The organism is Neobacillus niacini (assembly GCF_048572935.1).
In the GTDB taxonomy this organism is placed as follows: Bacteria; Bacillota; Bacilli; order Bacillales; family Cytobacillaceae; genus Neobacillus; species Neobacillus niacini.
In genome coordinates this window covers 3,664,787-3,687,918 of sequence record NZ_CP183883.1, presented here as the reverse complement: position 1 = coordinate 3,687,918, position 23,132 = coordinate 3,664,787, and the positions used below count along the sequence as shown (strand labels likewise).

Genomic DNA, 23,132 nt, shown 5'->3' with positions numbered 1-23,132 from the left:
TATAGTGTAAAATTGATATAGCATATTATTGAATCAAGGGGGTTCGGGGTATGGTAAAAAAAATAATAGCCGCTGTTGTATTAATAGCCTTACTTGGAGTTGCGATCGTGCAGGCTATGGATAAAAAGGCTGAACCCGAAAATGTAAGTCAAGAGGCCGCAAGTATGGGTGGTCTAAAAGTAGGTGCAAAAGCTCCGGATTTTGAACTAAAAGCATTGGCCGGAGATACCGTTAAACTGTCTGATTTTAAAGGAAAAAAGGTAATGCTCAATTTCTGGGCGACTTGGTGTCCGCCCTGTAAGGCAGAAATGCCAGCCATGGAGGAATTTCACAAAGAAGCTGGGGATGATGTTGTTATTTTAGCTGTAAACATTGACCCACATTTAGATGTAAAAGCATTTGTTGATGAAAATGGGATTACGTTTCCGATTCCGTTAGATGAGGAAGATAAAGTAAATGAGATGTATCAAGTCCTATCGATTCCCACAACGTATTTTATTGACACCAAAGGGAATATCGGAAATAAATATATTGGTGCGATGAATCTCGATGCGATGAAACAATATACGAAGGATCTGAAGTAGACAGTGGAGAAAATACTCCACTGTCTTTTTTCATGATTTAGTCCTTTAAAGCTTTATTGCATACTTTTCTTTATAATTTTCAAAAAGTTGTAATAATTGCAACCGTTTCCGGGCATAATAACTGTTAGAATAGGTCATAAGGAAGGTGATAGACATGAGAAAACCTAGAAAACGTTCTTTTGCAGAACTTGTATCCGAAAATAAAAGTCAACTTTTAAAAGATAGAGCTGCAATGGAGAAAATTGAAATGCGATTAGAAGAAAAGCGACTTGGTAAAGCCGAGTAAACTCACATAGATTACCAATCATGTTCCTCCTATAAAACGGACAAAATGTTAAGGAGGAGGGATATTACATGAGTAATCCGAAACATAGTCAACAAGGCTACAGTACCGATGAACTTGGGAATAAGTCCCAACGCTACGGAGGCAACAAAGGGAAAAAATACCAAGATACATCTGGTAAACACGCCCAAGTGATCCAAACTAAAGGTGAATAATTAGATGATAAAGACTCGTCAGGCATTAGCCAGCGGGTCTTTTTTATAGCAAATTTTTTCTGTGATATTTTTTTCAGTTCGAAACCAAACTATATCTGTACCACGACACCACGAAGGAGGAACCTATCGATGACTTATAACAACAAACCAAAACCAGATGATCGAAGTGATAATGTAGAAAAGCTGCAATCAATGATTCATGATACGATTGAAAACATGGAAGCGGCTGAAGAATCACTTCGTTTTACCAATAGCGAAACACAGCGCCAGGAGATTGAAGCGAAGAACGAGAGACGCCGCAAAAGCATTGAATCCTTCCGTGCAGAAATTAAGGATGAAGTCTAAGGCACTAAAACCAGGACCTGTTCAATTCGTACAGGTCCTTTTTCATTTTTCACTATTAGCACAAATCCACAGACTAATTTTATTAAAGCCTTGAATTTCGTGTAAGTGGATCGGTTGTGGTAAGATAAAAAGGAAATTTTTAAGAAGAAGTGATCCTATTGATTAGACAAATTCCAAATTCGTTAAACCATAATGAAAAATTACTGCAGTGGGAGAGTGAACTGAATGACAAAGGGTTTATTTCAATTGAAAATGAACTTCTAACTGCCATTCAGAATGAATCTAACCCTGTCCTTTTATCAAGGATGTTAACTGTAGCTGCACTTTCACGTCTAGAACGTAAGAATCAAGATTCTTTAGCTTCTGCATGGCTTCACAAAGCTTTAGAACTATACCCTGAGAATGAAAAGGCAAAGTCTTATTTCATTCAATATGATTGGAAAAAGAAAAAAGATATTCTTGATGTTTTAACGTTTCCTGCCATGAGGGAGACAGATAACCGAACAGCTAAGAAAAAAGTAGCGGAACAATACATACAAATTTGTCAAAGTTTCTTATCTGAGGCAGATGATCAAGTTGAAGATCTCACGGAAAAGATGAATCTTGCAGAGACACTTGGAAACAAGCCACTTTCTAAGCAATATAAGCATCTTTCTGACCTGCTTACGGCCGCGATTGAGGTTAGCGGTCTTCTCCTAAAAGCTGCAGAAGAGTATGAGGAATCGATAAAGGGTGTTTTTCATACAGCAACCTACTATGATGACTTAAAAATACATTTATCAGGCCTCGAAGACATTAAGAAAGACTGGCAGAAGGTCTTTTTGATTGAAGAAAACGAGAAACAACATGCAGAAAAGGCCTTAGATGAGTTAAATGAAATGATCGGAATGGATGTTGTAAAGAAAAGAGTTAATAATTTTTATCAATTTTTAAAATACCAAAAAGACCGTAAAGAACTTGGATTTCAAATCAAGGATGAACTAAGCCTTAATATGGTGCTAACCGGAAATCCAGGAACAGGGAAAACAACTATCGCTCGTTTATTAGCCAAAATTTATTACGAACTCGAGGTCCTGCCGCGTCCAGAAGTAATTGAGACAGACCGTTCACAGCTCGTAGGTGCGTTTGTTGGTCAAACAGAGGAGAACGTAAGGGCAGTTGTTGAAAAGGCGATTGGCGGCGTCCTGTTCATTGATGAAGCCTATAGTTTAAAACGAGAAGGACAAACTGGAAATGATTATGGGCAAACAGCCGTTGATACGCTTGTTTCACTTATGACGGGAAAGGAATACGGTGGTAAATTCGCTGTTATACTTGCAGGATATCCAGAGGAAATGCGCGTCTTTCTAGATGCTAACCCAGGATTAAGGAGCCGCTTTCCCCAATCCAATCTCATTCATTTACCCAATTATTCCAATGAGGAATTATTAGTAATCGCGGAAAAAATAGCGTCTGAAAACGACTATATCCTAACAGAAGAAGCCAAGATCGAAATCAATCATCGCCTTGAACAGGAAAGGGTAGATGATACCTTTGGAAACGCAAGATCTGTACGGAATATTGTGTTAGATGCGATTTTTAAAAAAGGATCGGACAACCCTATTTCAAATCAGGATATTCTCACCTACACGCTATTGGATAAAAAAGACTTTGGAGTCGAGAAGGATGAACACCGGGAATCACCTTTTGAAAAACTAGAACGGTTAATAGGATTGACTGAACTGAAGGGTGAATTGGAGAAGCTTGTTTCCTTTGTTAAAATGCAGCAGTTTAGAAAAGAAAAAAAACTGCCAACAGTACCGATTCAGCTTCATTCCGTGTTCACAGGTAATCCGGGAACTGGTAAAACAACTGTGGCTAAAATTTATGCGGAACTTCTAAAAGAATGCGGGATGTTAAAAAGAGGTCATTTAATTGTGGCCAGCAGGGCTGATTTCGTTGCAGGATATGTTGGACAAACCGCGGGAAAAACAAAGAAGAAGATACGAGAGGCCCTTGGAGGCGTGTTATTTATTGATGAAGCTTATTCACTCTTAAGCCAAACAGCAGGGGATTTTGGTAAAGAAGTAGTGGATACCCTTGTGGATGAAATGACCAAGCATAATGAAAATCTTGTTGTGGTGCTTGCAGGTTATCCAAAAGAAATGGACCAGCTATTAGAGAGCAACCCTGGGCTGCGTTCCCGTTTTAAGAAATTCTTTCTGTTCCCGGATTATTCAGTGGAAGAGCTGCTAGCGATTATCGAGACATATTTAGAAAGCTTTCAATACCAAATAAACGAAGAAGCAAGGGCTCTTATAAAACAAAGGATTGAAAATCATACCTTTAAGGGAAACGGAAGATTTGCAACCAATTTAGCAGATGAAATGATTCAAGCCCAAGCCATGAGACTTATGGGAGAAGAACACACAGAGGATTTATTAGAAAAAGCCATTCATATAGAAAGTGATGATGTAGAAAAGGCGCTAACTAAATTTTCTTTAAGCAGGGAAGGGGAATAGAAAAATGGACAATCTATTTATTTCGACAAGAGAGATTCAACTCTTATATGCAGATACAGACATGATGGGCGTTATCTATCATGCAAACTATTTAAAATACTTTGAGCTTGGGAGAAGCGGGTTGATTGAGGACCTTGGATACAGTTATGTAGATATGGAAAACGCGGGATATTTTGCACCTGTATATGACATTCAGGCAACCTATAAAAAACCACTGCGCTACGGCGATAGGGGTTTCGTAAAGACGTGGATTGAAAAAAATGATGGGCTTAAAACTGTCTATGGCTATGCCATTATGAATGGTGACGAGGAAGTTTGTGCAGAAGGAACATCGACTCATATTGTGGTCAAAAAAGACAACTTTAGACCGATCGCTTTTAAAAAGGCGTTTCCTGAATGGTTCATGAAATATGAAGAAATAAAGAAAAAGTAAGGGAATGAACGTTGGGGTGAGTTTATGGCATTTGGAATCAAAAAACAGGAAGTAAGGGATTGGAAACAAAAAATTGATAATGGGGAAATTGCATTCTTAACTCATTATTGGCTGGATGATCGTTTTCCAGGCTGTAAAACCGTCACCAAGGTAGGCTGTCATGATCTTGTAAAATTGGCTGAATGGGGAAGACAATATGGGTTAAAAAAAGAATGGATTCACCGCCGCCGTGACGGATATTCACATTTTGATTTAATTGGAGAAAGGCAAATCGAAATATTAAATAAAGAAGGATTACAACATCATATTTGGTGATTTGAGATTAAAAGAGGGAGATGAGACCATGGTGAAATTGGGTATCATCGGAATTGGGGATATTGCAAAAAAAGCATATTTGCCTGTGGTTAGTAAGCTTGCTAATGTTGAAATTCACGTATTCACTAGAAATACAGAGGTCTTAAGGGAAATTAGTAATCAATACCGCTTTCCCAATACTCATTCTAGCCTTACATCAATCATTAACAGCGGGATAAAAGGAGCCTTTGTCCACTCGTCTACTGAATCACATGAAAACATTGTTAGAGAACTCTTGCAGAATGGTATTCATGTATATGTAGACAAGCCGATTACCTATCACTTCGAAACCACTAAGGATCTTGTTGAATTAGCTGAGAAACAAGGACTCATTTTGATGACTGGTTTTAATAGGCGATTTGCCCCGTTTTATCAGACGATGGCAGAAGTGAATGATCCAAATATGATTATTTTGCAAAAGAATCGCCATGCACTTCCTGGTACGATTCGTTCCTTTGTTTATGATGATTTTATTCATGTTATTGATACTGTCCGTAACCTGTTTAAAGATGAAATTGAGGATGTTGTCGTTCATGGAAGAGTTAGGAATGAAATGCTTTATCATGTTGTGGTTCAATTGATCTCTAAGGATATGACAGGTCTGGCAATTATGAATCGCGACAACGGAGTGGTTGAAGAAAAGCTAGAGGTAATGGGACCAAATGAGAAAAGGGTCGTTAATGATTTAGATCGATTAACCATCTATCGTGATCAGAAAGAAATAGCCGTCTCTTTTAACAACTGGGACTCTACCCTATATAAAAGAGGATTTGAACAGATCATAACAGAATTTATTAATGCCATTCGCACTAACCAATTCCCATCGATTACTGCAAGAGATTCGTTAAGGACACATGAAATATGTGAGCAAGTTGTCGAACAGCTTGAGAGAATGGTATGAGAAAAGCACACATGATGACATGTGTGCTTGATTTAGGTTGATTAAGCTTTTTTATAATCTAAGATAGGCTCTTCATATTTTTCATGTAAATCCACGATTAAATCGTGATCATCGAAATACCATAAATCTTTTTCTTCAACATAAAACGTTATCCCATCTTGTGTTGTCTTTGCACCAATATCATTCGGTTCATCACTCGATATCCCAAGCGAAAATCCTTTTTGTACCGGGCTAAACCCGCCATATCGTACATAGAAACGGACAAATTCACCGGTTTTTAGATTAAGTTCTTGCTTGTACCACGCTGCTGCTGCACTGCTGATTTGGATGTTCATCTGTTTCTCCTTTCAAAATACCTATGTTGTTATTATATAATAAAGCTCCTGTAATTATCGATGATGTTGCTTCACCCTATAATATTGGCAGTTGAATCCAGCCATTAAAGAAAGAGAATAGTAACACCACTGTATGAACCACAATTGCTGGTAAAATGCTACTGTATTTGGTTGTTAAAAAACCATAGGCCAAGCCTAAAGTTAAATACAACAGAAAAATAGAGGGAGCAAATCCAAATATCGTGGTATTCACACTAAAGGCTATACTTGTAAGAAGAACTGCAGTTTTTCTACTCGTAATGTTAATCATTTGGGTTAGCAGAATACCCCGCCATGTCACTTCCTGTACGACAGCATGAATAAGTGAGAATGAAATAAGATAAAGAAAAACGTTCATATCCTCAGTTAAAATAAATAAAAAAATTAATCCAATGGTTAAAAGCAGCAAAACGATATAAAGAGATTTACTTATACTAAAAGGTTCAGGTTTTTTTAAAAAGGAGCTAATCCTTTTGTTAAACTGAATGATGACATAACACATTGATAGGATTGGAACGATGAACAAAATTTGATTTATCATTACCCGAAAGAAAGGACCAACAATCATACCCTCGATAAACTTATCTAGATAAATCACAATCAAATGGCCCCCAAAGAAGGAGATCATCAGCCAAGCGAATAACCGATTCTCTTCCCTGAGGAACAATAGAACTAGTAATAAACAAAGGAGGATCCAAAAGAAGGGACTATAATAATCCCTAGTAAAGAAATAGCTTAGGACGATAAACAACATAGACAAAAATAGACCCTGATAATTCTTTTGTTTCATTCTGAAACATCCTTCCAAAATACTCATAAAAAAGCCCCGATTTAACGGAGCCATTGAGTCATATGATCTTGAATTTCCTGATATTTAGCCGAAGCATTTGGAAGTCCAAAGGAGCCAGCATTTTCAAGTGGCACTACTTGATAATTTCTATTCCTTTGGCTGGATACATAGGTTGGATAAAAAACTGGGTTTGATAATTCAATTTTATTTCCCTTTTCCGATACATGTTTCGTAATTTCAACTGTTGCCATCCCGCCAATATCTTTATAGTCCCGTACCTGACCGGAAATGAAGTTACCCAAGGAATAAATAACGAATGAGTTCCTGCCATCCTCCGTTTTAATCCATTCCATCGGCTGGAGGACGTGAGGGTGAGACCCAAAAATGATATCTACACCTTCATTTGCAAGGAAGTTAGCCAAGTCCTTTTGTTCACTTGTGGGGATTCGCTGGTATTCATTTCCCCAATGAATACTCATGATCACAACATCCGCTTCTTTTTTCGCCCTATGAATTTCATCGCTCATGAGATCACGATTAATCAGGTTTACTAAGAAATCCTTGCCATCTGGTACAGGTATTCCATTCGTTCCGTATGTATAAGATAGAAAAGCTAATTTTATGCCATTTTTATTAATGATTCTTAATGTTTGACGGTCTTCTTCATTTAAAAAACTCCCGACATGAGGCAGACCAATACTATTTAAATAATCTGTTGCGGACAGAATTCCACGTTCTCCTTTGTCTAACGTATGATTATTTGCCATCGAGACAATATCAACCCCTGTATTAACGAGCGCATCGGCGACTTCATGCGGACTATTAAACATGGGATAACTTGAAACACCAATGTCAGAGCCGCCTAACATACTTTCTTGGTTAGCCGTAAGAATATCTGGCGATTCCAATGTACTTTTTACATTTTCAAAGATAGGATTGAAATTATACTGTGTTCCATTAAAAGCGTCCTGATAAACCGTATCATGAATTAATATGTCTCCAATGGCACCAATGGTTAATTTTTCCGTCAATGTCCTGGCAATTACGGGTTGATATCTCGAAGAATGCTCTTTTGTCGGATGTACCTTCGCTGCAGCAGATTTATTCTTCTGTTGTTGAATCAGAACTGCTGACGCCAGCAAAATACAAGTAGTAATGATAAATACAGACGTAACAATGGCTTTCTTTTTCATAATTTCTCCTTCATGTTCTGTTTTGAGGCAAAATATTTTAAACCATTCTACCAATACTATAATATATTTATATGCTATTTTTCGACTTTTTCCTTTATATTTCGAAAAAATTCAAGGAGGTGGTTGGTTTTGTTTAAGATAACGGAGAGTGCATGCCATATATTAGAAAATGTTATCGAGAGAGAAAGGCAGACACCGAATGAGGAGCTTTTAGTCCGGTTGAGTATGGGGGTTGGCTGAGGCGGTCCAAAACTCAATCTGTCTCTGGAAGAGCGGAAAATTACTGGGGATCAGCTATTCGAATTTGGAGGGCTAAAGATCCTTATTCATGAACAGGATTATCTTCACTTTCACCAAACAAAGCTTGATTATAGTAAGAATGAGAACGGAAAGTTTGCATTTAAACTTGTAAAAATATAAAAAACGGAGTCTCCCATCGCGGGACTCCGTTTGTATGAAGGTTTACTAGTCCATCTCTTCGAAAAAATCAATTAGTTCGTCGAAAGTCTTGGTTACTTTGTAAGGAAATTTCTCAGGCAGGTCATCCATTAAACACTGATAAAATTCAACGACAAATTCGTGGATTTCATCGTCTGTAACGTCGGTTGAAAACAAATAGGTTTGATTATCGTTAGTCATGATTCATCCCTCCATGGATACCTTTACCTTTATTTTACTTCAAAAAGAGGAAAGAAAATGATTGAGATTATGAATGTTTAATGAAAGTTTTTCAAAGAGAGCCTTAATGAAAAATGGCTTTAAGGAGCCAATTTCGATTCCTTAAAGCCATTTTATTTTAGGTTCTGTTTTGTTCATGATTCGTTTAATATTAGCGCGATGTCGATAAATCACAAATAATGTCAAAAGAGTGACTGCAATAAGAAGAGGAATGTCCCCATCAATCGCTGCATATATCACTGCACAAATACCAGCAAGCATAGATGATAACGATACGTATTTGGTTATGTAGAGACTGACAAAAAAGACCACGAAAATCGTTAAAAACATAAGCGGGGCACAAAACAATAAAACACCGCCGGATGTTGCTACAGCTTTCCCGCCTCTAAAACCAGCAAAGATTGGATAGGTATGACCGATAACAGCAAAAACTCCTGCAAGCAAAGGATTGATATCTATTCCAAACAAAACAGGGAGATAGGCCGCTAACGTCCCTTTTAGGATATCAGCCAGTGTTACAGCGATACCAGCTTTTACTCCTAATGTTCGGAACGTATTCGTTCCCCCTAAATTCCCACTACCATGTTCACGGATATCTGTTTTATAAAAAACTTTCCCAATAATTAAACCTGACGGAATGGATCCCAGCAGGTAGGCGAGTATTAGAACTAATATAATTTGAACCATCAACCAAATCTCCTTCTATAAATAGTGCATGTCTTGTTATTTTACCATGTAATAGTGAAAAAACACTACCACTGCTTTAAACTAATTCATAAAAATACCTTCTCATTTTTTCTTTCTTCCCGTACGATAGAGGTGAGGGGGAAAAACATGGCACAAATTGAATACGAGAAAAAGAAATCTTTATCACCAAAGTGGATTCTAGGGGGATTGATGATTGCAATTCTTCTGATTGCAACTTCTATTCTTTTTTTATTTTATCCATTTGCCTCTAAGGAAAGAGCAACTTACTTTAAAGAAAAAAATCCGATCCTTTTTGAAGGAAGTCAGCGGGGAAATGCATTTATTGAAGGAAATTCTATCTTTCTTCCACTTTCATTTATGAAGGAGAACATAGATCACAGCATTATTTTTGATGAAAAATCGAAGTCTATCATCATTACCACTTCAGAAAAAGTTATCCAAATGCCTACTGATTCCTTAACCTTCTTTGTTAATCAAAAGCCGGTGGAGCTTCAAGTTTCACCGATTATCTCAAAAGATGGCCAACTATTTGTGGCACTTGATCCGCTGCTCGCCTTTTATCCAATTCAGTATAACGTTTTAGAGGAAACGGGAGCTATTTGGATTCAAAAAACCGGTGACCACTATGTGCAAGCGGAAATCACGGCTGAAGATGTTCACCCGGAAAAGCTACGGTTGCGAACGGAGCCCTCTCTAAAAGCACCCTATACCTCCGAACTATCTAAAGAAGAGACTGTAATGATTGAGGCAGAAGAAGATGAATTTTACCTAGTAAGAAAAAAAAATGGAATAAGCGGATACATCAACAAGAAATTTGTAGCTAAAAACAAAGAGGTTACCATTACAATCCCACAAAAAAACCAAACGGCAGCCATTCCAAAAATTAACGGACCAATTCATCTAACCTGGGAAGCCGTATACACGAAGAATCCAGATCATACCCAAATACAAGATATGATTGGAGTAAATGTTGTGTCACCAACTTGGTTTTCCTTGACTGGAAATGACGGGACAATAAGTAATTTAGCTTCCTTAGAATATAGCAAATGGGCACAATCCAAAGGGTATCAAGTATGGGGATTATTCTCAAATTCTTTTGACCCAGTCCTTACGCATGAAGCATTAAAAGACTTTGAGACTCGTCAAAAAATCATTGTCCAGCTGCTCCATTACAGTCAAATGTACCAATTACAAGGGATTAACTTTGATATTGAAAATGTCTATCCCGCAGATGGTCCTCTGGTCACTCAACTTATGCGAGAAGCAACACCCTATTTGCATGAAGCCGGATTACTTGTTTCAATGGACATTACGTTCTATGCAGGTGAAAATAATAATTGGTCATCCTTCTACGAAAGAGATAAGCTTGCAGGTATTGTGGATTACCTAATTATTATGGCATATGATGAACATCCGGGATCTTCTCATGTGGCTGGGAGTGTATCTAGCCTTCCATGGGTAGAGACAAATCTGCAAAACTTGTTAAAGCAAGTACCAAAAGAAAAGTTAATACTGGGTGTCCCATTATATACTAGATTGTGGAAGGAACAAATGAAAGAGGATGGTACAATTGAGGTTTCCTCTCAATCAATGTCAATGGCAAAGGTAAAAGAATGGCTTGCAGAAAAAGGAATTCAGCCTGTCTATGACGAGGCAAGCGGTCAAAATTATGCAGAATATTATGCCGAGGAAGAGAATACTACCTATAAAGTATGGGTTGAGGATGAATTATCGTTAACGAAACGAGCAAACCTTGCAGCCAATTATCAACTTGCGGGAATGGCTTCCTGGTCAAGAGTCTTTGGAGATGAGACAGCGTGGACTGCGATGCTTATCGACCCTAATAAGGCAGTAACACAGAAATAGACCACAAAGATGGTCTATTTTTTTTGCATCTTTTAAATAATATTCTGTCTAAGTTAAGAACAATTAGAGTCAATTTTATTACAAATATATGGAGAATTTTCAAACCATTTGGTTATCGATTGATGTGATTGTTCACAGGAAATATAATTTAACTATAATATTTAAAACAATAGGTGAGCCGGCCGAGTGGTCGGTTTTGTCATATATAATTTTAAAAATCATGAAAGAGGTAGGTGAAATATCATGGCGATTACCGTACCACAAAATCAAAGTTATCAATACCAAGATGTAAAGGTCTTATATGTAGAAGATGAGGTGTTTTCACGCGAAAAATTATTAAGAATCTTAAATCGCCGTTTTTCAGATGTCCATGTTGCCATAGATGGTGAAGAAGGCTTTCTGCTGTATAAGCAGCACCTTCCTGATTTGATTATTGCAGATATAAAAATGAATTCTATGAGCGGTTTAGAGATGATTCAAAATATCCGTAAACACAATAAAAAAGCTCAAATTATTGTAACCACGGCACAGGATGATAACGAAACCTTTATCCATTGTATAGACCATAGCGTCAATCAGTTTATCTTAAAACCAATCGATTTAGACAGATTTTTACTCGCGATTCAAAAATCTGTCCAGCAAATTCAGCACGAAAAGGAATTATGCAAACAAAACCTATTAACAAGAGCTCTCTTAGAAACACAGGATCATGTACTATTCATTGTAGAACACGGTCATCTTGTAGATTTCAATCATGCATTTTCTAGCTTTACAGGCATAGAAGACACGAATAGCTTACATAAATCTAATCTAGTTGCTAATTTGTTTGTTGAAGACCCAAATTATTTTTATCCTAAGGACAAGGAAAATTGGATAGATGAATTTTTTCAGACTGAAAAAAATTATGCAAAGGTAATGTGGAAAAGTCAAACAGACAAACAAGGGATTTATTTAATGAAAGCCTCTCATAACACAGGGGATGAACAAATTTTGTTTGTCTGTACAGAAATTAGTGCTCTAGAAGAAGAGTATAAAAAGAATGAAATTCTATCCTCGATGGACCCATTAACACGGAGTTTGAACCGGACAAAATTCGAGGAGCTGCTTTCGAGTGAAATAAGACGGTCAGAACGGTATAACCATCCTTTTTCCATTATTCTGATGGACATCGATTATTTTAAAAATGTAAATGATTATTTCGGCCATCAAAAAGGGGATGAAGTGCTCGTTACGATTTCAACAATTGTTCAGCAAAGAATCCGAGAATCAGATGTATTTGCCAGATGGGGCGGCAATGAATTTATTTTATTAACACCGGAAACGAACAGTCAAGGAGCGATGGTCCTTGCTGAATCTATCCGCTCATTAATTAATCACTTTGCCTTTCCTGAAATAGGTTCCGTAACCTGCAGTTTTGGAGTGGCAGAATTCTCTGTTGGAAAATCAAAAAGGGAACTGATTTCTGAGGTAGATCAAGCACGATATCAATCAAAAATTAAGGGAAGAAACTGTGTGACCGTTTAAAACAGTTGAATAGGTGATAAAAAGTGCTTGGTATATATATTTCAATCATTTTAGTAGTATTAATACTATTTGTTGTAATAAGCAATATCTTTTTGCGTAAAGTGCTTGAAAAAAAGCAAAAAGAAAGTGAAGAAAACTACCGGGAGATGGTAGAGAAATATGAGGTTGTAATAAGAAACTTAGAAAACAAAATCGTGGAGGAAGCAGAAAAAAATAGTCAGAGAGATCATTTCCTCATTCAACAATCTAGACGTTCTTCGATGGACGAGATTTTTTCTACCATAGGCTATCAATGGCAGGAGCCGCTTAATAGCCTTTCACTCTTAATTCAGGACGTCCGTGAGGCCCTTCAATTTAGTGAAATAAATGATCAATATATTAATACTTTTACCAAAGAAGGCATGAATGAAATCAATTTTATGTCACGTACAATCAATGATTTACGGAAAATCTATCAACCGACTAAACAGAAATGTACCTTTTCTATTTCAGATTCAATTGAAAAGGCACTATCAATCTTCTCTTACAGCCTTAAGAATCACGACATACATGTTGAGTTTGAATACCGCGAACAGCATATGGCTTATGGATTTCCTAATGAATACAGTCAGGTTGTTTTAATGATTCTAACCAATACACGCAATGCATTTGTAACAAACAAGGTTAAGAATAGAAAAATAGATATAAACATAGGGACAGACGACTGCTTTTTAGTTGTGGATATTACTGATAACGCAGGTCCCCTAGAGCCAGCCTTTCTTACCAGTATGTTCGATCTCACTACTACTACTAGGAACTATGGTAAGGAGATTGGATTATTTATGACGAAAATAATGATAGAAAATATGGATGGAAGTGTTGCAGTTAAAAATACAGAGAACGGTGTACAGTTTCGCCTTACGGTTCCGAAAGCTGCTTCCTAAACCATTCCATCAACTATCTGTGTTTAACACACATGCTCCCGTTACACGGGAGCTATTTTTTTGGGCAAATAATTGATTTATGTTATAGTGAAAGTGATAGTTAAATACGAGAAATAAAGGAAGTGTTTGTTCATGGCAGTTGAAAATCCATCCTTGGAAGAAATCGGAGCTATACTAAAAAAATCTAAGCGTATCGCTGTTGTAGGCTTAAGTGACAAACCTGACAGAACCTCTTATATGGTTTCGGAAGTTATGCAGAAAGCAGGTTATGAAATCATACCTGTGAATCCTGCGGTTGATGAAGTACTCGGAGTGAAAGCGGTTGCTTCACTAAAGGAGATCGAGGGACATATTGATATCGTTAATGTTTTCCGCCGTTCAGAACAGTTGTTCGATGTTGCGAAAGAATTTGACGAAGTCGATGCGGATGTTTTTTGGGCACAGCAAGGCTTAGTAAATGAAGAAGCATATGAATTTTTGAAAGAAAAAGGATATACCGTTATCATGGATCTTTGTATAAAAGTGGCACATGCGTTAACAAAATAATCGTTATACCAAAGAAAACTGCTAACATTTGGCAGTTTTTTTTCATTTTTTTACTAAAAATTCTGTTACAAAATGATGTTGTTTCAATTTAGACATTTGCCAAATCAAAATAAATCGCTAAAATAAAGCATAGACGCCGCAAACATGTGTTACAATTAAGAGCGGCAAACATTCGTTCTAAATAATAGAAATAATTTTTTTACACGAATGAATTAACTTACTCATAAAGATAGCAATTAAAAGATGTTTTTTCTTTTGCAGGGAATGAAAGGGGTATTTTAGTGGCAAGTAATCAGAAAGCTTTTGAATATAATGATGATGCCATACAGGTACTAGAGGGACTGGAGGCCGTCAGGAAGCGACCAGGAATGTACATCGGGAGCACTGATACACGCGGATTACACCATCTTGTATATGAGATTGTCGACAACTCTGTCGATGAGGCTCTAGGAGGATTTGGGGACCAAATCATTGTAAAAATTCACAAAGACAATTCAATAAGTGTCATGGATAAGGGACGCGGAATGCCGACTGGCATGCATAAAATGGGGAAACCGACTCCTGAAGTCATTTTAACTGTTCTTCATGCTGGAGGTAAATTTGGTCAAGGCGGTTATAAAACAAGCGGCGGCCTGCATGGTGTTGGTGCCTCTGTCGTAAATGCCTTATCTGAATGGTTAACGGTAACGATAAAAAGAGATGGCTTTGTTTATGAACAACGTTTTGAAAACGGTGGTAAACCGGTAACGACCTTGGAGAAAATCGGTAAAACCAATCAAACAGGTACGACGATTCACTTTAAACCAGACTCCACTATTTTTTCTACCACAACCTATAATTTCGAAACATTGTGTGAAAGGTTAAGAGAATCAGCATTTCTTTTAAAAGGGTTAAAGATTGAAATCATTGATGCTCGTAATGATTTTCATGAAGTTTTCCATTATGAAAATGGGATTTCGGCCTTTGTTTCTTACTTAAACGAGGAAAAAGATGTCCTTCATCCGGTCGTCTTTTTTGAAGGAAGCCATAATGGGATTGAAGTTGAATTTGCTTTTCAATTTAATGATGGCTATTCAGAGAACATGCTTTCGTTTGTAAACAATGTCAGGACGAAAGATGGTGGAACGCATGAGGTGGGTTCGAAAACAGCGATGACGCGTGTTTTCAATGAATATGCCCGCAAGGTTTCACTATTGAAGGAAAAGGAAAAAAATCTTGAGGGTGCAGATATTCGTGAAGGATTATCTGCGATTATTTCTATCCGGGTTCCCGAGCAATTATTACAATTCGAAGGGCAGACAAAAGGAAAATTAGGTACGAGTGAAGCTAGATCGGCAGTAGACGCAGTCGTTTCTGAACACCTGACTTACTTCCTTGAAGAAAACCCAGACATTAGCTCGTTGTTGATTAAAAAGTCAATTAAAGCATACCAAGCGCGTGAAGCAGCACGTAAAGCACGGGAAGATGCTAGAAGCGGCAAGAAACGAAAGCGTTCTGATGCCCTTTTATCAGGGAAGCTTACACCTGCTCAATCAAGAAATCCGCAAAGAAATGAGATTTACTTGGTTGAGGGTGACTCCGCAGGCGGCTCAGCAAAGCAGGGTCGTGACCGCCGCTTTCAAGCTGTACTGCCGTTGCGTGGTAAAGTCATTAATACAGAAAAAGCGAAACTGGCGGATATTTTTAAAAATGAAGAAATTAATACGATTATTCATACAGTTGGCGCAGGTGTTGGTACTGATTTTAATATAGAGGATGTAAACTACGATAAAGTCATTATTATGACGGATGCTGATACAGACGGTGCACATATTCAAGTGTTACTGTTAACCTTTTTCTATCGGTATATGAAACCACTTATCGAAGCAGGTAAAGTATTTATTGCTCTGCCTCCCTTGTATAAGGTTAGTAAAGGCAGCGGTAAAAAAGAAATTATCGAATATGCTTGGAACGAGGATGAACTTCAGGGCGCCATAAAAAAAGTTGGCAGAGGCTATATGATTCAACGCTATAAAGGTCTAGGCGAGATGAATGCAGACCAACTTTGGGATACAACGATGAATCCAGAAACACGGACATTAATACGTGTTAAAATAGATGACGCCGCAAGAGCAGAGCGCCGTATTACCACTCTTATGGGGGATAAAGTTGACCCTCGCCGTAAATGGATTGAAAGCAATGTGGCGTTTGGTTTAGAAGAAGATGATACGATCCTTGAAAATGAAAATATTATGGTCGTTGAGGAGGAATCTGAAGAATGAGCACAAATGAGAAATTCCGTGACTTACCTCTAGAGGATGTTCTCGGCGATCGTTTTGGCAGATATAGTAAATACATCATTCAAGAACGGGCCTTGCCAGATGCGAGAGATGGTTTAAAACCTGTTCAACGAAGAATTCTTTATGCCATGCATGTAGAGGGTAATACACATGAAAAAGGCTTCCGAAAATCAGCAAAAACTGTCGGTAACGTAATCGGTAACTATCACCCGCATGGTGATTCATCTGTGTATGACGCGATGGTCCGGATGAGCCAGGACTGGAAGGTTCGAAATGTGCTTGTTGAAATGCATGGAAACAACGGAAGTATGGACGGAGATCCACCAGCTGCGATGCGTTATACCGAGGCACGTTTATCAGCAATTTCTGGAGAATTACTTCGCGATATTGAAAAACAAACAGTCGATTTTATTCCTAACTTTGATGATACTTCAAAGGAACCAACTGTTTTACCAGCGATGTTCCCAAACTTGCTGGTAAACGGCTCAACAGGAATATCGGCAGGGTACGCAACCGATATTCCGCCACACAATCTTGGTGAAGTCATTGATGGCGTCATCATGCGGATGGACAATCCTGACGTTTCGATAGATGCATTAATGTCGGTTATTAAGGGTCCTGATTTCCCAACCGGAGGTATTATTCAAGGAATTGACGGTATTAAAAAGGCCTATGAGACTGGTAAAGGGAAAATCATTGTTCGCAGTAAAGCTGATATTGAAGATTTACGGGGCGGCAAGCAGCAGATTGTTGTAACCGAGATTCCTTATGAAGTGAATAAAGCGAATCTTGTTAAGAAAATAGACGAATTCCGCTTCGATCGCAAAGTTGAAGGAATATCAGAAGTTCGTGATGAAACAGATCGAACCGGGTTACGTATTGTCATTGAATTGAAGAAGGACGCGGACGCAAATGGTGTCCTAAACTATCTATATAAAAATAGTGATTTGCAAGTAGCATATAATTTTAATATGGTGGCGATTGCTAAAAAACGTCCTAAATTATTAGGGTTACGTGAATTACTTGATGCGTATATTGAGCACCAAAAAGAAGTTGTTCTGAGAAGAACTAAATTTGAGTTAGACAAGGCAAAAGAACGTCAGCATATCGTTGAAGGGTTGATGAAAGCATTATCGATTCTTGATGAAGTGATTGCGACGATCCGTGCTTCCAAAGATAAACGTGATGCAAAAGATAATTTAATTGCAAAATTTGCGTTTACTGAAGCCCAAGCAGAAGCGATTGTTTCTTTGCAGCTCTACCGTTTAACTAATACCGATATAACCGCCTTGCAGAATGAAGCAGAAGAATTAGCGAATAAAATCGAGGAATGGACTTCCATTTTATTAAGTGATAAGAAACTAGTTTCTGTCATAAAAAAAGAATTAAAAGACGTCAAAAAACGATTTGCTGACCCTCGCAGATCCAAGATAGAAGCAGAAATTGAAGAATTGAAAATTAATCTTGAAGTAACCGTTCCTAGTGAGGATGTTATTGTAACGATTACAAAAGAAGGGTATGTCAAACGGACTAGCCAGCGTTCTTTTGCAGCTTCTAATGGACAAGATTTGGCCATGAAGGACTCAGACCGTTTACTTGCTCAGCTTGATGTGAACACAAAGGACGTAGTGCTCCTGTTTACGAATAAAGGAAATTACTTATACTGTCCTGTTCATGAACTGCCTGATATTCGCTGGAAGGATTTAGGGCAGCACGTTGCAAATATCATTCCAATTGACCGCGATGAAGATATCATTCAAGTGATTCCGGTGAAAGATTTTGAGATTGACGCTTACCTAGTGTTTGTCACCAAAAATGGAATGGTAAAGAAAACAGAACTTAAGCAGTATAAAGCACAGCGCTATTCGAAGCCATTAGTGGGTGTTAATCTTAAGGATGATGATCAATTAATGGATGTACATCTTACCGATGGAACGAGAGAATTGTTCTTAATTTCAAATTTCGGCTATGCATTATGGTTCCATGAAGAGGAAATCAGTATTGTTGGTATTCGAGCAGCCGGTGTAAAAGGGATTAATTTGAAGGATGGGGACGTTGTTGTTGGCGGTAAGGTGATTACTCCAGAAAGTAAAGAAACCATTGTAATTACCACACAACGCGGTTCCATTAAGAGAATGAAGCTAAAGGAATTCGAAAAAACAACACGTGCGAAACGCGGGGTTGTCATTTTACGAGAGTTAAAAGCAAATCCTCATCGAATTGTAGGCTTTTTGGTTGCGAATGAAGAAGATACGATTTACATTCAAACCGAAAAGGGTCACATCGAAACAGTGTTAACATCAGAAATTCGGTTAAATGACCGTTATTCGAATGGTTCTTTTATCCTTGATGAAAACGATAATGGAAAAGTTTCGACCATTTGGAAGGTAGAAGGTCCATCGAAAGAAGATGAATAAGATTATAATGAAAGACTCCCTAAATATTGGGAGTCTTTTTCATGTTTTTACCAAAGTTGGGCATACTACTTGTATCAGATTTTGGAGGGGAATACAATGAAAAAAGAATTACTACTAGTTGCTGCTGCATTTTTTCTCATGTCTGTTACTGCGATTACCGGTGTTCACGCCTTCGATGAAAAAGCGAAAACCGTCACGATTTCAAAACTTGAATCGGATGTTACTGGAGATGGAATTAATGAAAACATTCAGTTAAAAGGGGTTCCATATGAAGAGGAAGAAGGCTATTTAAAAGAGATCTTTATTGATATATCAACTACCGATGAAAAACAATACAAAATTCCACTTGAAAGTGGCTCAAAAGCGTCATTAAAGCTGGTAGATCTCAATCAGGATGGAGTAAAGGATATATTTTCAAATGTATTAACAGGGGGGAGCGGAGGCATAACCCTTAATTATTTGTATACATTTAAAGATTTTATTAAAAAAGAATTGGCTGTGCCTGAACCATTAGAGATTGCGAGTACCTTTGAAAATGGCTATAAAGCGAAAATAACTATTCCTCAAACAGGGAAAACCTATATGTTCGATTTAAAAGACCGAAAAAAATATTACAAAAAACTAGGACTTTATTATAAAGGACGGTTAAATGAGCCTACAGAACTAACAGTAAATTCATTTCAGTCTCTAAATCCCATTAAGTTAAACACAGGTGAGATGGTGTTAAAAGGGGTACAAAGAATTACAGGAATAGCGAATGCCGACACAATCGCACTTGTGGAATCCACCTGGAAATATGGGGACCATAAATGGAATTTAAATAACACAAGCGTTCGCACTAGCAAAAAGAGTAAGTAGGCCAGGAAAAAGAAAACGCAAAAAAACACAGGAATATCTGTGTTTTTTTGCTTAAAAACGGAAACGAACAATCACCATTAATCAAAAAACGAAATTTTTCACTTCGTCTCATTATCTTAAGTATACTTGTGATTTGAGATATTTTATAATTTTGTTTCCATAATAATATTATGTAAACTAGAGCAAATAAAAAAGTCAGTAGCATTAACTGCTGACTTTCATTCTAATTGCTCTTTTGGCATATCCATTTTATCTACAGCAATTTTTAAGTCATCATTCTTTATATGTGTATAGATCATGGTCGTTTGAATCGATGAATGACCTAATTGTCGCCGCAATTTTGGTACATCATTAATCTCGGCATGGTATCTTGTTGCAAAGGAATGACGCAGCTTATGTACAGATAATGATGGTTTACCAAATGCAGTCGCGTATTTTTCCACTAATTTTTCTACGGATCGTGCCGTAAGTCTTCGTGTTTTTCCTTTTGGGCCGATTGACGCTGCGATAAATAAAGCCTTATTATTTTTTTCAACCTGGTACTTAGTGGTTCTTACAGCTAGATATGCTTGCAAATCAGCCATCGCAGTCTGACTAAAGAACACGAATTGCTCTTTATTTCCTTTTCGAATGACTCTTACACAGTACTTTTTAAAATCAATATCGTCTAATTCAATTCCAATTAACTCTGAAAGACGAAGCCCCGACCCCAAAATCAAGGAAACAATGGCCGTATCACGCTCTTTATTCAATTGATGAAAGTTATAGAGTTTTTTGTTATCTTTGTTTAATTCACCATAATCATGAGCAATAAATAAACGAAACTTTTCGTATTCATCACCAAGAAGAATTTTGCCTTCCATTTTGGCAGCTTTTGTTTCCATGCTGTCTTTAACTTCATTAAATTCAATCTTAGCCAATACATTCCGATTAATATAAGGCTGTAGATCAGGGGTTTCAGCAATGTTCTGCAGGTAATTAAACAGGGATTTTAACGCTGATAATTTCCGATTGACGGTTAATTCTTTATTGTTTAGTTCGTAATGAAGGAAATTTAAAAAACTTTCAATCTCAATCACGGTCATTTGCTCTAAACGGCTTAAAGGAATATCCTTAACATTTCCGATAAATAATTGCTCACGGATCATCCAATTGAAAAAGATCTTATAATCATGACAGTAATTAAATAAGGAAGCCGTCGAAAGCTTTCTTAATTTATGATTGATATATTCATCAACATACCAGGGAAGTTCGGAAAGAAGAGATTGTAATTTATTAAAATTATTTTGTTTTGATGGATTTACCATAAAATCACCTCACTTCTATATTTTACCTAACTGGGTAAATTACGTCAAATTTATATTTTACGAAATTATGTAAAATATAAATTCCTGTCTTTTTGTCTCGCTATTTCACTCTTCCCCTTTACATTTTTGAAATTACTACTGTGATTCATGCAAATCCGATATAATGAAGTTATGTTGTTTTTAAAGGAGTTTTCTTAATGGATCAAAAACAGTTAGAAGAAAAAATTATTCAGAACTATCAAGGCGAGGAAAAAATGATGATCCTCGTTTTTGCTCAATGGTGTATCAATCATGATTTAAATCCAGAGGAATTGTATTTACGGGCCTATCCCCATCAGGCCAAAAACATCGCTTTAAAAGAAGCAATGGAATTAGTAGTATCGAAAGAAGAATCTGGAGAAATTGGCGACGAAACACTTCTTGGTGTCTTGTCGTTATTTGGAAATGATGATCTTGCATTTGTTGTGACTGATGAAATCGCTAAAATGAAACCTAGAAAATGAATGAATAATATTTGGTGTTAAAACCAAAATATAAATAGGGCTTGTAGCTCAATTGTAGAGCGACCGACAGTTTCAAACGTAAACTGCCCGAGTAGTTTGTGGGTTCGAGTCCCACCAAGCCCTATACCTATTACTCCCCTATTTCCTAAGTCATTGCCTCCTAAGAAGTTCTTCTGCAATCAATTTATAGGATTGAATTTTATCTTCCGGTGAATATTTGATCGTTACGATCATAATTTCATTTGCGTTATATCTCTTTTGAAGTTCTCCTATTCTCTTTTTTACCTGTTGAGGATTACCAATAATCATACTATTTTTCATTTCTTCAAGTATATTTTTATCTTCATTTTGAAGATAGTTCTTTGCTTCTTGGATGGAAGGAACTCCTCTCTGCCCCTCTCCTCTTTTTCTTTGCAACCCCCATACCAGTGAACTTAAAGCCACATCTTCTGCTTTTTCTGTCGTTTCTGCACATATCGCTGACACTGTTACAATGACTTGATGGACATCATTGTGTTTCCTCGGCTTAAAGTCATTTCTATATTGTTCAATGATGGCACCACCGTCCTGATCACTCATAAACTGTCCAAAAGCGTACGCAAGACCGCTTTCTGCTGCAAGTATGGCACTTTTTTTACTCGTGCCAAGCAGCCAAGGTATTGGCGGGATGTTTGGTACTGGCGAGGCCGTCACTTTCGCATGCTGGTGTTCGGGGGGTATATTATTCTCTAGAAAATACAGTAAATCTTGTATCGTGTTCGGCATGTTCCACACCTGCTGTAAAAAGTTATCAGATAATGCATTGGTTGCTTCTGCGGAACCACCCGGAGCTCGTCCAATCCCCACATCGACTCTGCCAGGAAATAACGTTGCTAACATATTGTATACTTCCGCTACTTTATATGGTTTATAATGAGGTAATAATACTGCCCCTGAGCCTATTCTTAGCTTATTAGTATTGGCTCCAATATACCCTAACATTACTTCTGGCGCTGAACATGCAAGGCCAGGTAAGTCATGATGTTCGGCAATCCAAAACCTGGTATACCCTAATGCTTCTCCAGCTTGCGCTAACTTCATTGATTCTTTAAGTGCCTCAGCAGCACTCTGATTAGAAGATATAGGTGCTTGATCCAAAATGCTTAACCTCATACGATTCCTCTCTCCTATTCCTTTACCTCCAGCAAACTTAACTTAAACTCACCGACTTGTCCTTTAATATATAAATTTGTAAATGATGTAGAGTATTGCTGAATACTTGCTCTAAATGATAAATCCCTCTCAGGAACTTTTACATGAAATGTACCTTTATACAAAAGTGTCGTGATATCATGATATTCCTCACTCGTTACGTTGAATTCGACCGAAATCTTATATAAATCATCTTCTTTTTCTTCTTCATACTTGTAAACTTTAATCGAGGTTTCATCTAAGACAATCTCTTTTACCAATAGAAGCATCTCCTTTTATAAAAATAATAGCACTTACGTTTATAAAAACAAAAATCATGCTTAAGTGTGGTGCCTGTTTCCTTTTGAAATGTGTTATGA

Annotated in this window: 24 protein-coding genes; 16 read left to right on the top strand and 8 right to left on the bottom strand. The window is 37.4% G+C overall.

The window, feature by feature from the left end:
* Positions 1-50 precede the first annotated feature (50 nt).
* The 8 genes from ACN6MT_RS18175 to ACN6MT_RS18140 all read left to right on the top strand — a co-directional run bounded on the left by ACN6MT_RS18175 (position 51) and on the right by ACN6MT_RS18140 (position 5,616).
* The gene (locus ACN6MT_RS18175) at positions 51-584 is read left to right on the top strand and encodes a redoxin domain-containing protein (protein ID WP_419887390.1); all 534 of its coding nucleotides are present in this window, start codon (positions 51-53) and stop codon (positions 582-584) included.
* Between the two features lie 154 nt (positions 585-738).
* On the top strand, positions 739-870 hold the full coding sequence (locus ACN6MT_RS18170; RefSeq protein ID WP_034672833.1) for an FbpB family small basic protein: 132 nt from the start codon (positions 739-741) through the stop codon (positions 868-870).
* 68 nt (positions 871-938) lie between these two features.
* Positions 939-1,082: an acid-soluble spore protein N gene (locus ACN6MT_RS18165; RefSeq protein ID WP_034672831.1), complete on the top strand. Its 144-nt coding sequence runs from the start codon at positions 939-941 to the stop codon at positions 1,080-1,082.
* A 129-nt stretch (positions 1,083-1,211) separates the two neighbouring features.
* On the top strand, positions 1,212-1,427 hold the full coding sequence (tlp, locus tag ACN6MT_RS18160) for a small acid-soluble spore protein Tlp (protein WP_419887389.1): 216 nt from the start codon (positions 1,212-1,214) through the stop codon (positions 1,425-1,427).
* A gap of 149 nt (positions 1,428-1,576) precedes the next feature.
* Positions 1,577-3,928: an AAA family ATPase gene (locus ACN6MT_RS18155; RefSeq protein WP_419887388.1), complete on the top strand. Its 2,352-nt coding sequence runs from the start codon at positions 1,577-1,579 to the stop codon at positions 3,926-3,928.
* A 4-nt stretch (positions 3,929-3,932) separates the two neighbouring features.
* The gene (locus ACN6MT_RS18150) at positions 3,933-4,361 is read left to right on the top strand and encodes an acyl-CoA thioesterase (RefSeq protein WP_034672819.1); all 429 of its coding nucleotides are present in this window, start codon (positions 3,933-3,935) and stop codon (positions 4,359-4,361) included.
* 24 nt (positions 4,362-4,385) lie between these two features.
* Positions 4,386-4,676 carry a hypothetical protein gene (locus ACN6MT_RS18145; RefSeq protein WP_419887387.1) on the top strand — a complete coding sequence of 97 codons (291 nt, stop codon included), beginning with the start codon at positions 4,386-4,388 and terminating at the stop codon, positions 4,674-4,676.
* Between the two features lie 28 nt (positions 4,677-4,704).
* On the top strand, positions 4,705-5,616 hold the full coding sequence (locus ACN6MT_RS18140; RefSeq protein ID WP_419887386.1) for a Gfo/Idh/MocA family protein: 912 nt from the start codon (positions 4,705-4,707) through the stop codon (positions 5,614-5,616).
* A gap of 41 nt (positions 5,617-5,657) precedes the next feature.
* Here the strand turns inward: ACN6MT_RS18140 and ACN6MT_RS18135 are convergent, their stop codons facing one another.
* The 5 genes from ACN6MT_RS18135 to plsY form a co-directional block, all read right to left on the bottom strand.
* Positions 5,658-5,951 (bottom strand): HesB/YadR/YfhF family protein, encoded by a 294-nt coding sequence (locus tag ACN6MT_RS18135; protein ID WP_419887385.1) that lies wholly within the window; start codon positions 5,949-5,951, stop codon positions 5,658-5,660.
* Between the two features lie 76 nt (positions 5,952-6,027).
* On the bottom strand, positions 6,028-6,780 hold the full coding sequence (locus tag ACN6MT_RS18130) for a type II CAAX prenyl endopeptidase Rce1 family protein (RefSeq protein ID WP_419887384.1): 753 nt from the start codon (positions 6,778-6,780) through the stop codon (positions 6,028-6,030).
* 41 nt (positions 6,781-6,821) lie between these two features.
* On the bottom strand, positions 6,822-7,973 hold the full coding sequence (locus tag ACN6MT_RS18125; protein ID WP_419887383.1) for a CapA family protein: 1,152 nt from the start codon (positions 7,971-7,973) through the stop codon (positions 6,822-6,824).
* 465 nt (positions 7,974-8,438) lie between these two features.
* Positions 8,439-8,612 (bottom strand): hypothetical protein, encoded by a 174-nt coding sequence (locus ACN6MT_RS18120; RefSeq protein ID WP_419887382.1) that lies wholly within the window; start codon positions 8,610-8,612, stop codon positions 8,439-8,441.
* Positions 8,613-8,753: 141 nt separating this feature from the next.
* Positions 8,754-9,338 (bottom strand): glycerol-3-phosphate 1-O-acyltransferase PlsY, encoded by a 585-nt coding sequence (gene plsY, locus ACN6MT_RS18115; RefSeq protein WP_063254266.1) that lies wholly within the window; start codon positions 9,336-9,338, stop codon positions 8,754-8,756.
* A gap of 147 nt (positions 9,339-9,485) precedes the next feature.
* Between plsY and ACN6MT_RS18110 the strand changes: the two genes are divergently transcribed.
* From ACN6MT_RS18110 to ACN6MT_RS18080, 7 genes are all read left to right on the top strand, one after another.
* Positions 9,486-11,225: a glycosyl hydrolase family 18 protein gene (locus tag ACN6MT_RS18110; RefSeq protein WP_419887381.1), complete on the top strand. Its 1,740-nt coding sequence runs from the start codon at positions 9,486-9,488 to the stop codon at positions 11,223-11,225.
* 243 nt (positions 11,226-11,468) lie between these two features.
* Positions 11,469-12,749 carry a diguanylate cyclase gene (locus tag ACN6MT_RS18105; RefSeq protein WP_419887380.1) on the top strand — a complete coding sequence of 427 codons (1,281 nt, stop codon included), beginning with the start codon at positions 11,469-11,471 and terminating at the stop codon, positions 12,747-12,749.
* 23 nt (positions 12,750-12,772) lie between these two features.
* A complete protein-coding gene (locus ACN6MT_RS18100; protein WP_419887379.1) occupies positions 12,773-13,672 on the top strand; it encodes an ATP-binding protein in 900 nt (299 codons plus the stop codon).
* A 132-nt stretch (positions 13,673-13,804) separates the two neighbouring features.
* Positions 13,805-14,218, top strand: coding sequence for a CoA-binding protein (locus ACN6MT_RS18095; protein WP_419887378.1), 414 nt, complete (start codon positions 13,805-13,807; stop codon positions 14,216-14,218).
* Positions 14,219-14,499: 281 nt separating this feature from the next.
* Positions 14,500-16,479, top strand: a complete 1,980-nt coding sequence (gene parE, locus ACN6MT_RS18090) for a DNA topoisomerase IV subunit B (RefSeq protein WP_419887377.1) — start codon at positions 14,500-14,502, stop codon at positions 16,477-16,479.
* Positions 16,476-18,914, top strand: a complete 2,439-nt coding sequence (parC, locus tag ACN6MT_RS18085) for a DNA topoisomerase IV subunit A (protein ID WP_419887376.1) — start codon at positions 16,476-16,478, stop codon at positions 18,912-18,914. Before parE ends, parC begins: the two co-directional genes overlap by 4 nt.
* A 96-nt stretch (positions 18,915-19,010) precedes the next feature.
* Positions 19,011-19,772, top strand: a complete 762-nt coding sequence (locus ACN6MT_RS18080) for a hypothetical protein (RefSeq protein WP_419887375.1) — start codon at positions 19,011-19,013, stop codon at positions 19,770-19,772.
* A gap of 218 nt (positions 19,773-19,990) precedes the next feature.
* Here ACN6MT_RS18080 and xerS read toward each other — a convergent pair whose 3' ends face one another.
* On the bottom strand, positions 19,991-21,079 hold the full coding sequence (xerS, locus tag ACN6MT_RS18075) for a tyrosine recombinase XerS (RefSeq protein ID WP_419887374.1): 1,089 nt from the start codon (positions 21,077-21,079) through the stop codon (positions 19,991-19,993).
* Positions 21,080-21,276: 197 nt separating this feature from the next.
* Here xerS and ACN6MT_RS18070 point away from each other — a divergent pair, with 197 nt between their 5' ends.
* Positions 21,277-21,582: a hypothetical protein gene (locus ACN6MT_RS18070; protein WP_419887373.1), complete on the top strand. Its 306-nt coding sequence runs from the start codon at positions 21,277-21,279 to the stop codon at positions 21,580-21,582.
* 150 nt (positions 21,583-21,732) lie between these two features.
* On the opposite strand, the gene ACN6MT_RS18065 is transcribed toward ACN6MT_RS18070, so the two are convergent.
* Both ACN6MT_RS18065 and ACN6MT_RS18060 read right to left on the bottom strand, forming a co-directional pair.
* Complete coding sequence (locus ACN6MT_RS18065) at positions 21,733-22,734, bottom strand: LLM class flavin-dependent oxidoreductase (RefSeq protein WP_419887372.1); 1,002 nt, start codon at positions 22,732-22,734, stop codon at positions 21,733-21,735.
* Positions 22,735-22,748: 14 nt separating this feature from the next.
* A complete protein-coding gene (locus tag ACN6MT_RS18060) occupies positions 22,749-23,033 on the bottom strand; it encodes a DUF3219 family protein (protein ID WP_419887371.1) in 285 nt (94 codons plus the stop codon).
* Positions 23,034-23,132: the final 99 nt, after the last annotated feature.

What these genes read in the sequence shown, in the direction of transcription:
- ACN6MT_RS18130 (WP_419887384.1), bottom strand. Translation starts at nt 6,780, where the DNA reads ATGAAACAAAAGAATTATCAGGGTCTATTTTTGTCTATGTTGTTTATC.
- ACN6MT_RS18135 (WP_419887385.1), bottom strand. Translation starts at nt 5,951, where the DNA reads ATGAACATCCAAATCAGCAGTGCAGCAGCAGCGTGGTACAAGCAAGAA.
- ACN6MT_RS18145 (WP_419887387.1), top strand. Translation starts at nt 4,386, where the DNA reads ATGGCATTTGGAATCAAAAAACAGGAAGTAAGGGATTGGAAACAAAAA.
- ACN6MT_RS18175 (WP_419887390.1), top strand. Translation starts at nt 51, where the DNA reads ATGGTAAAAAAAATAATAGCCGCTGTTGTATTAATAGCCTTACTTGGA.
- parC (WP_419887376.1), top strand. Translation starts at nt 16,476, where the DNA reads ATGAGCACAAATGAGAAATTCCGTGACTTACCTCTAGAGGATGTTCTC.
- ACN6MT_RS18105 (WP_419887380.1), top strand. Translation starts at nt 11,469, where the DNA reads ATGGCGATTACCGTACCACAAAATCAAAGTTATCAATACCAAGATGTA.
- xerS (WP_419887374.1), bottom strand. Translation starts at nt 21,079, where the DNA reads ATGGTAAATCCATCAAAACAAAATAATTTTAATAAATTACAATCTCTT.
- ACN6MT_RS18080 (WP_419887375.1), top strand. Translation starts at nt 19,011, where the DNA reads ATGAAAAAAGAATTACTACTAGTTGCTGCTGCATTTTTTCTCATGTCT.
- ACN6MT_RS18165 (WP_034672831.1), top strand. Translation starts at nt 939, where the DNA reads ATGAGTAATCCGAAACATAGTCAACAAGGCTACAGTACCGATGAACTT.
- tlp (WP_419887389.1), top strand. Translation starts at nt 1,212, where the DNA reads ATGACTTATAACAACAAACCAAAACCAGATGATCGAAGTGATAATGTA.
- ACN6MT_RS18150 (WP_034672819.1), top strand. Translation starts at nt 3,933, where the DNA reads ATGGACAATCTATTTATTTCGACAAGAGAGATTCAACTCTTATATGCA.
- ACN6MT_RS18140 (WP_419887386.1), top strand. Translation starts at nt 4,705, where the DNA reads ATGGTGAAATTGGGTATCATCGGAATTGGGGATATTGCAAAAAAAGCA.
- ACN6MT_RS18120 (WP_419887382.1), bottom strand. Translation starts at nt 8,612, where the DNA reads ATGACTAACGATAATCAAACCTATTTGTTTTCAACCGACGTTACAGAC.
- ACN6MT_RS18110 (WP_419887381.1), top strand. Translation starts at nt 9,486, where the DNA reads ATGGCACAAATTGAATACGAGAAAAAGAAATCTTTATCACCAAAGTGG.
- ACN6MT_RS18065 (WP_419887372.1), bottom strand. Translation starts at nt 22,734, where the DNA reads ATGAGGTTAAGCATTTTGGATCAAGCACCTATATCTTCTAATCAGAGT.
- ACN6MT_RS18070 (WP_419887373.1), top strand. Translation starts at nt 21,277, where the DNA reads ATGGATCAAAAACAGTTAGAAGAAAAAATTATTCAGAACTATCAAGGC.
- ACN6MT_RS18095 (WP_419887378.1), top strand. Translation starts at nt 13,805, where the DNA reads ATGGCAGTTGAAAATCCATCCTTGGAAGAAATCGGAGCTATACTAAAA.
- ACN6MT_RS18125 (WP_419887383.1), bottom strand. Translation starts at nt 7,973, where the DNA reads ATGAAAAAGAAAGCCATTGTTACGTCTGTATTTATCATTACTACTTGT.
- plsY (WP_063254266.1), bottom strand. Translation starts at nt 9,338, where the DNA reads ATGGTTCAAATTATATTAGTTCTAATACTCGCCTACCTGCTGGGATCC.
- ACN6MT_RS18170 (WP_034672833.1), top strand. Translation starts at nt 739, where the DNA reads ATGAGAAAACCTAGAAAACGTTCTTTTGCAGAACTTGTATCCGAAAAT.